Genomic DNA, 5,778 nt, shown 5'->3' on the forward strand with positions numbered 1-5,778 from the left:
CGGCCGGGCCGACCGACCAACGAAGCCGGCAGGCCCCACACCGCTCCCGGAGGGTTTTTTCCGTGCCGGCTGGAACGTTGTACCGCGGCCGGGAAGGCATGTGGTCATGGGTGGCTCATCGAGTCACCGGTGTCCTCATCTTCTTCTTCCTGTTCGTCCACGTCCTCGACACCGCACTGGTGCGTGTCTCCCCCGAGGACTACGACAAGGTCGTCAACACCTACAAGCAGCCCATCGTCAGCCTGCTCGAGTACGGGCTGGTCGCGGCTGTCCTCTTCCACGCTCTGAACGGCCTGCGCGTCATCGCCGTGGACTTCTGGTCCAAGGGCCCGAAGTACCAGAAGCAGATGCTGTGGACGGTCATCGGAATCTGGGTCGTGCTGATGATCGGGGCCATCTACCCCGTCCTCGGTCACGCCGCACGAGTGCTGTTCGGGAGCTGAGCGAAGTCATGTCCGCAACGGACCACGTGGAGCTCAGCTCCTCCAGCGCCGCCTACGGCCCCGACAACCCGGCCCCGGTCATCGAACCGCCGCGCGCCCGGACCAAGCGCACCCCGCGCAGCACCCGGACCAACTTCGAGATGTACGGCTGGCTCTTCATGCGCCTGTCCGGCATCGTCCTGGTCGTCCTGGTCATCGGTCACCTGCTGATCCAGCTCGTCCTCGACGGCGGCGTCACCAAGGTCGGTTTCGCCTTCGTCGCCGGCCGCTGGGCCTCGCCGTTCTGGCAGACCTGGGACCTGCTCATGCTGTGGCTGGCGATGCTGCACGGCGGCAACGGCCTGCGCACCGTGATCAACGACTACGCGGAGCGGGACAACACCCGGTTCTGGCTGAAGATGCTGGTCTACACCGCGACCGCGTTCACCATCATCCTCGGCACGCTGGTGATCTTCACCTTCGACCCGAACATCCGCTAGCCAGGGCTGGACAGGGAAGCGACCCCTCATGCAGATCCACAAGTACGACACCGTCATCGTCGGCGCGGGCGGCGCCGGCATGCGCGCCGCCATCGAGGCGACGAAGCGCAGCCGCACCGCCGTGCTGACGAAGCTCTACCCCACCCGCTCCCACACCGGCGCCGCCCAGGGCGGCATGGCCGCCGCCCTCGCGAACGTCGAGGACGACAACTGGGAGTGGCACACCTTCGACACGATCAAGGGCGGTGACTACCTGGTCGACCAGGACGCCGCCGAGATCCTGGCGAAGGAGGCCATCGACGCGGTCCTCGACCTCGAGAAGATGGGCCTGCCCTTCAACCGCACCCCCGAGGGCCGGATCGACCAGCGCCGCTTCGGCGGCCACTCCCGCAACCACGGCGAGGCCCCGGTCCGCCGTGCCTGCTACGCGGCCGACCGCACCGGCCACATGATCCTCCAGACGCTGTACCAGAACTGCGTCAAGGAGGGCGTGGAGTTCTTCAACGAGTTCTACGTCCTCGACCAGCTCATCGTCGAGGAGGACGGCGTCAAGCGGTCCGCCGGCGTCATCGCGTACGAGCTGGCCACCGGCGAGATCCACGTCTTCCAGGCGAAGGCCGTGGTGTACGCCTCCGGCGGCACCGGCAAGTTCTTCAAGGTCACCTCCAACGCGCACACCCTCACCGGTGACGGCCAGGCCGCCGTCTACCGCCGCGGTCTGCCGCTGGAGGACATGGAGTTCTTCCAGTTCCACCCGACCGGCATCTGGCGCATGGGCATCCTGCTGACGGAGGGCGCCCGCGGTGAGGGCGGCATCCTCCGCAACAAGGACGGCGAGCGCTTCATGGAGAAGTACGCGCCGGTCATGAAGGACCTCGCCTCGCGTGACGTCGTCTCCCGGGCGATCTACACCGAGATCCGCGAGGGTCGCGGCTGCGGTCCCGAGGGCGACCACGTCTACCTCGACCTGACCCACCTGCCGCCGGAGCAGCTGGACGCCAAGCTCCCGGACATCACCGAGTTCGCGCGGACCTACCTCGGCATCGAGCCCTACACGGACCCGATCCCGATCCAGCCGACCGCGCACTACGCCATGGGCGGCATCCCCACCAACGTCCAGGGTGAGGTCCTGTCGGACAACACCACCGTCGTCCCGGGCCTGTACGCCGCCGGCGAGGTCGCCTGCGTCTCCGTGCACGGCGCCAACCGCCTCGGCACCAACTCGCTGCTGGACATCAACGTCTTCGGCCGCCGGGCCGGCATCGCCGCCGCCGAGTACTCCGCGGACCACGACTACGTCGAGCTCCCCGAGGCCCCGGCGCAGTTCGTGGTCGACCTGGTGGAGCGGCTGCGTTCCTCCACCGGCAACGAGCGGGTCGCGCAGCTGCGCAAGGAGCTGCAGGAGACCATGGACGCGAACGTCATGGTGTTCCGCACCGAGCAGACCATCAAGACCGCCGTCGAGAAGATCGGCGAGCTGCGCGCGCGGTACCGGAACGTGTCGATCCAGGACAAGGGCAAGCGGTTCAACACCGACCTGCTCGAGGCCATCGAGCTCGGCAACCTGCTCGACCTCGCCGAGGTCATGGCGGTCTCGGCCCTGGCCCGCAAGGAGTCCCGCGGCGGCCACTACCGCGAGGACTACCCGAACCGCGACGACGTCAACTTCATGCGGCACACGATGGCGTACCGCGAGGTGGGTGCCGACGGCACCGAGGCGATCCGTCTCGACTACAAGCCGGTCGTGCAGACCCGCTACCAGCCGATGGAGCGTAAGTACTGATGAGCACCGCGACCCTCGACAAGGTCGAGGCCGAGGCCCAGGCCTCGCCCTACATCACGGTCACCTTCCGGATCCGCCGGTTCAACCCGGAGATCTCGGACGAGGCCACCTGGCAGGACTTCGAGCTGGAGATCGACCCCAAGGAGCGGGTCCTCGACGGCCTCCACAAGATCAAGTGGGACATGGACGGAACGCTGACGTTCCGTCGCTCCTGTGCCCACGGCATCTGCGGCTCCGACGCCATGCGCATCAACGGCCGCAACCGGCTGGCCTGCAAGACCCTGATCAAGGACATCAACCCGGACAAGCCCATCACCGTCGAGCCCATCAAGGGCCTGACGGTGCTGAAGGACCTGGTCGTCGACATGGACCCGTTCTTCCAGGCCTACCGGGACGTGATGCCCTTCCTCATCACCAAGGGCAACGAGCCGACGCGCGAGCGCCTGCAGTCCGCCGAGGACCGCGCGCGCTTCGACGACACCACCAAGTGCATCCTGTGCGCCGCGTGCACGTCGTCCTGCCCGGTCTTCTGGAACGACGGCCAGTACTTCGGCCCGGCGGCCATCGTCAACGCGCACCGCTTCATCTTCGACTCGCGTGACGAGGGCGGCGAGCAGCGGCTCGAGGTGCTGAACGACAAGGACGGCGTGTGGCGCTGCCGCACCACGTTCAACTGCACCGACGCCTGCCCCCGTGGCATCGAGGTCACCAAGGCGATCCAGGAGGTCAAGCGCGCGCTCATCACGCGTCGCTTCTGATCCCCTCCGCCGAGGCTCCCCCGAGGGCCCCGCAGCCGGTCAGCCGGCTGCGGGGCCCTCGGGCGTTCACGGGGTCAGCGCGCGGCCGATCTGCCTGCGGGTGACCGTGTGGCCGACGCACCCCGCGAGCCTGCGCAGCTCGTCCCGGCCGGCGTCACCGTCCAGGCGGGCCAGGGCGCGTACGCCGGCACCGGCGACGACGGTCTTGACCGGGGGACGTTCGACGAGGGCGCCCAGGACGCGGACGGTCTCCGGGTGGGAAGGCACGGACGGCGACGACAGCAGCCAGGCCAGGCCGCGGACGGCGGTGACGTTCCAGGGGTCGTGGGAGCCGTGGGTGGCCAGCGCGAGCCAGGGGGTGGCGGTACGGCGTACCGTCTCGGCGTCGACGCCGTCGAGGATCGTGCCCGCCGCCCGGTCCCAGCGCGCGCTGGGCGCCGGCTTGGCGGCACGCAGATGCGGGATCAATTGCCGCCAGCGGTCGCCGAGTTCCGGCAGCTCGGCCAGGATGCGGTCGGACCAGAGCTCACCGGGGTTGAGGGGCGGCTCGGGGAGACGGTCCAGCAGGAGTCCCGCCCAATCGAGGCCCGCCCACGCGGATCTGCGGAGCAGGCCGACCGCCTGGCCGGACAGCGGCCGCCCGGCGTCCAGCAGGGCCTCGGCGAGGATGGGCACGTCGTCACTGATCTGTGTCCACCAGCAGGTCGCCGCCACGCGTTCCAGCATGCTGTTCCACTGCTCGCACCAGGAGTCCTCGGCGAAGCCACGCGAGACCGCGGCGAGCACGAGCCAGACCCTTTCAGGCTTGTCCGGTGCCCTGTGCGGCGCCTTGCAGTGCTCGATGAGGAGAGCGACCAGGGCCATGCGCCGCTCCCGCGGCATCGCCCTCAGCCGGGACACGGCCGCATGGCCCTCGTCCCGTCCGCCGGCCGGCCGCAGGAGCGCCTCGGCGAGCTCGGTGAGATCGCCCTCGGCTGCGAGGCGGGTCATACGCTCGATACGGCCCGGATCCTCCCAGGGCGAGCAGTCGGGCGTCCGCACGCGGCTCACAGCCGGCTCACGATCGTCGGGTCGGTGATCTCCGTGTCGCGGGCGAGGAGCAGCGCCTTGCCGAGGACCACCGACAGCATGGGGTCGCCCTCGAAGGGCAGGGGCCCCGGGACCACGCAGGCGTGCGCGGGCGGGACGACGCACAGGTGGCGGTCGCCCGGGGACATCAGGACGTTGCCGGAACCTATGTGGATCCGGTACGTGTGCCGGTCACCGCGGACGTGCAGGAAGCGGCCCTCGACGGCGCAGCGTCCGGCGATGGCCAGGCGCGGCACGAGGCGGGACAGCACCTCGCGGCGCGTCTTCGCGCACGGGGTCAGCTCGCCGAAGCCGTAGGACGCCCAGTAGGCGCGGAAGCGGCCGTCGGGGCCGCCGTCCTGCCAGGTGGGGTCGTTGCCGATGCCGGCGGCGCCCACGAAGAGGTCCACGTCGCGCACGACTTCGCTGAGGACGAGCGGCGGGACGTCGGCGAGCGGGAGCGGATCGGCGGCCCGGTCCCCGGGGGCGTGCAGCGGGAGGAAGCGCACCTGGTCCGTGCCGACGTACAGATGGCTGCCGAAGTGGCCGAAGGCGTCGCCGTCGACGCCCTGGACCCGCAGCTCCGCCCGCAGCCCCCACCGCGGGAGCTCGCGCGTCGCGGGCGGGAGGGCCTCGTCGACCGGCGGGCGCAGGCGGTACCGCCAGCCGCGGGCGGCGGCCAGCGAGGCGAACCGGTGCTGTCCCAGGACGTGGTGCGTGGCGGTGACGCGTGCGGCGTCCGCGAGGCCGTACACCTCGCGGTGGGCCTGCCGGAAGGGCTGCGTGACGCCGTGCCGCTCCAGCCACTCCCGCCAGGCGGTGATCTCCGCGCGGTCGCGCCCCCAGGGGTGCCACAGTCCGACGACGTCCTCCCCACCGACCGGGACCCGCTCGCCGTCGAGGGTGCGCAGGCCGCCGTCGGCCCACCCGCAGGCGACCCCGTCGACCGTCCACAGCAGGCGCCGGACGAGGGTCCCGAGCAGCGGATGGCACAGCATCCGCTCCCGCCACACGGCGTACGCCCACGTGCGCCGTTCCGGGAACTGCCGTTCCAGCCATGCGGCCTGCGCCGCCAGCGTCCGGTCGATGTCCCCGACGGTCGCCCTGAGCCGCGTCAGCTCCCCCGCATGCTCGCGCCGCACGGCGGCCGGGGCGCCCTTCAGCGCCTTGCCCGCCGCATTACGCCACCCCAGCACGGCCCGCCCGTCCCTGATCCCCAGCTCCGCGGTGACCCCACCCAGCCGCTG

The 5,778-nt window shown here is 70.6% G+C and carries 6 protein-coding genes; 4 read left to right on the plus strand and 2 right to left on the minus strand.

The window, feature by feature from the left end:
- Positions 1-62: 62 nt before the first annotated feature.
- Genes sdhC through PV350_RS43765 form a run of 4 tightly spaced genes read left to right on the plus strand, consistent with a single transcriptional unit; the run spans position 63 to position 3,463 of the window.
- On the plus strand, positions 63-443 hold the full coding sequence (sdhC, locus tag PV350_RS43750) for a succinate dehydrogenase, cytochrome b556 subunit (protein ID WP_499513584.1): 381 nt from the start codon (positions 63-65) through the stop codon (positions 441-443).
- Between the two features lie 8 nt (positions 444-451).
- Positions 452-922 (plus strand): succinate dehydrogenase hydrophobic membrane anchor subunit, encoded by a 471-nt coding sequence (locus tag PV350_RS43755; protein WP_499513583.1) that lies wholly within the window; start codon positions 452-454, stop codon positions 920-922.
- A gap of 28 nt (positions 923-950) precedes the next feature.
- On the plus strand, positions 951-2,705 hold the full coding sequence (sdhA, locus tag PV350_RS43760; RefSeq protein ID WP_499513582.1) for a succinate dehydrogenase flavoprotein subunit: 1,755 nt from the start codon (positions 951-953) through the stop codon (positions 2,703-2,705).
- A complete protein-coding gene (locus PV350_RS43765; RefSeq protein ID WP_018561261.1) occupies positions 2,705-3,463 on the plus strand; it encodes a succinate dehydrogenase iron-sulfur subunit in 759 nt (252 codons plus the stop codon). Before sdhA ends, PV350_RS43765 begins: the two co-directional genes overlap by 1 nt.
- 66 nt (positions 3,464-3,529) lie before the next feature.
- On the opposite strand, the gene PV350_RS43770 is transcribed toward PV350_RS43765, so the two are convergent.
- Entirely contained in the window at positions 3,530-4,453 is a 924-nt protein-coding gene (locus tag PV350_RS43770; RefSeq protein ID WP_500338941.1) for a hypothetical protein, read from the minus strand.
- A gap of 56 nt (positions 4,454-4,509) precedes the next feature.
- The coding region (locus PV350_RS43775; RefSeq protein ID WP_500338942.1) for a DUF4132 domain-containing protein at positions 4,510-5,778 on the minus strand (1,269 nt) is incomplete at its 5' end.

Origin of the sequence: Streptomyces sp. PA03-6a (assembly GCF_033792765.1) — a bacterium.
Lineage (GTDB): Bacteria > Actinomycetota > Actinomycetes > Streptomycetales > Streptomycetaceae > Actinacidiphila.

Excerpts from the sequence above, each read along its gene's own strand:
- PV350_RS43770 (WP_500338941.1), bottom strand. The coding sequence starts at position 4,453 with ATGACCCGCCTCGCAGCCGAGGGCGATCTCACCGAGCTCGCCGAGGCG.
- PV350_RS43755 (WP_499513583.1), top strand. The coding sequence starts at position 452 with ATGTCCGCAACGGACCACGTGGAGCTCAGCTCCTCCAGCGCCGCCTAC.
- PV350_RS43765 (WP_018561261.1), top strand. The coding sequence starts at position 2,705 with ATGAGCACCGCGACCCTCGACAAGGTCGAGGCCGAGGCCCAGGCCTCG.
- sdhA (WP_499513582.1), top strand. The coding sequence starts at position 951 with ATGCAGATCCACAAGTACGACACCGTCATCGTCGGCGCGGGCGGCGCC.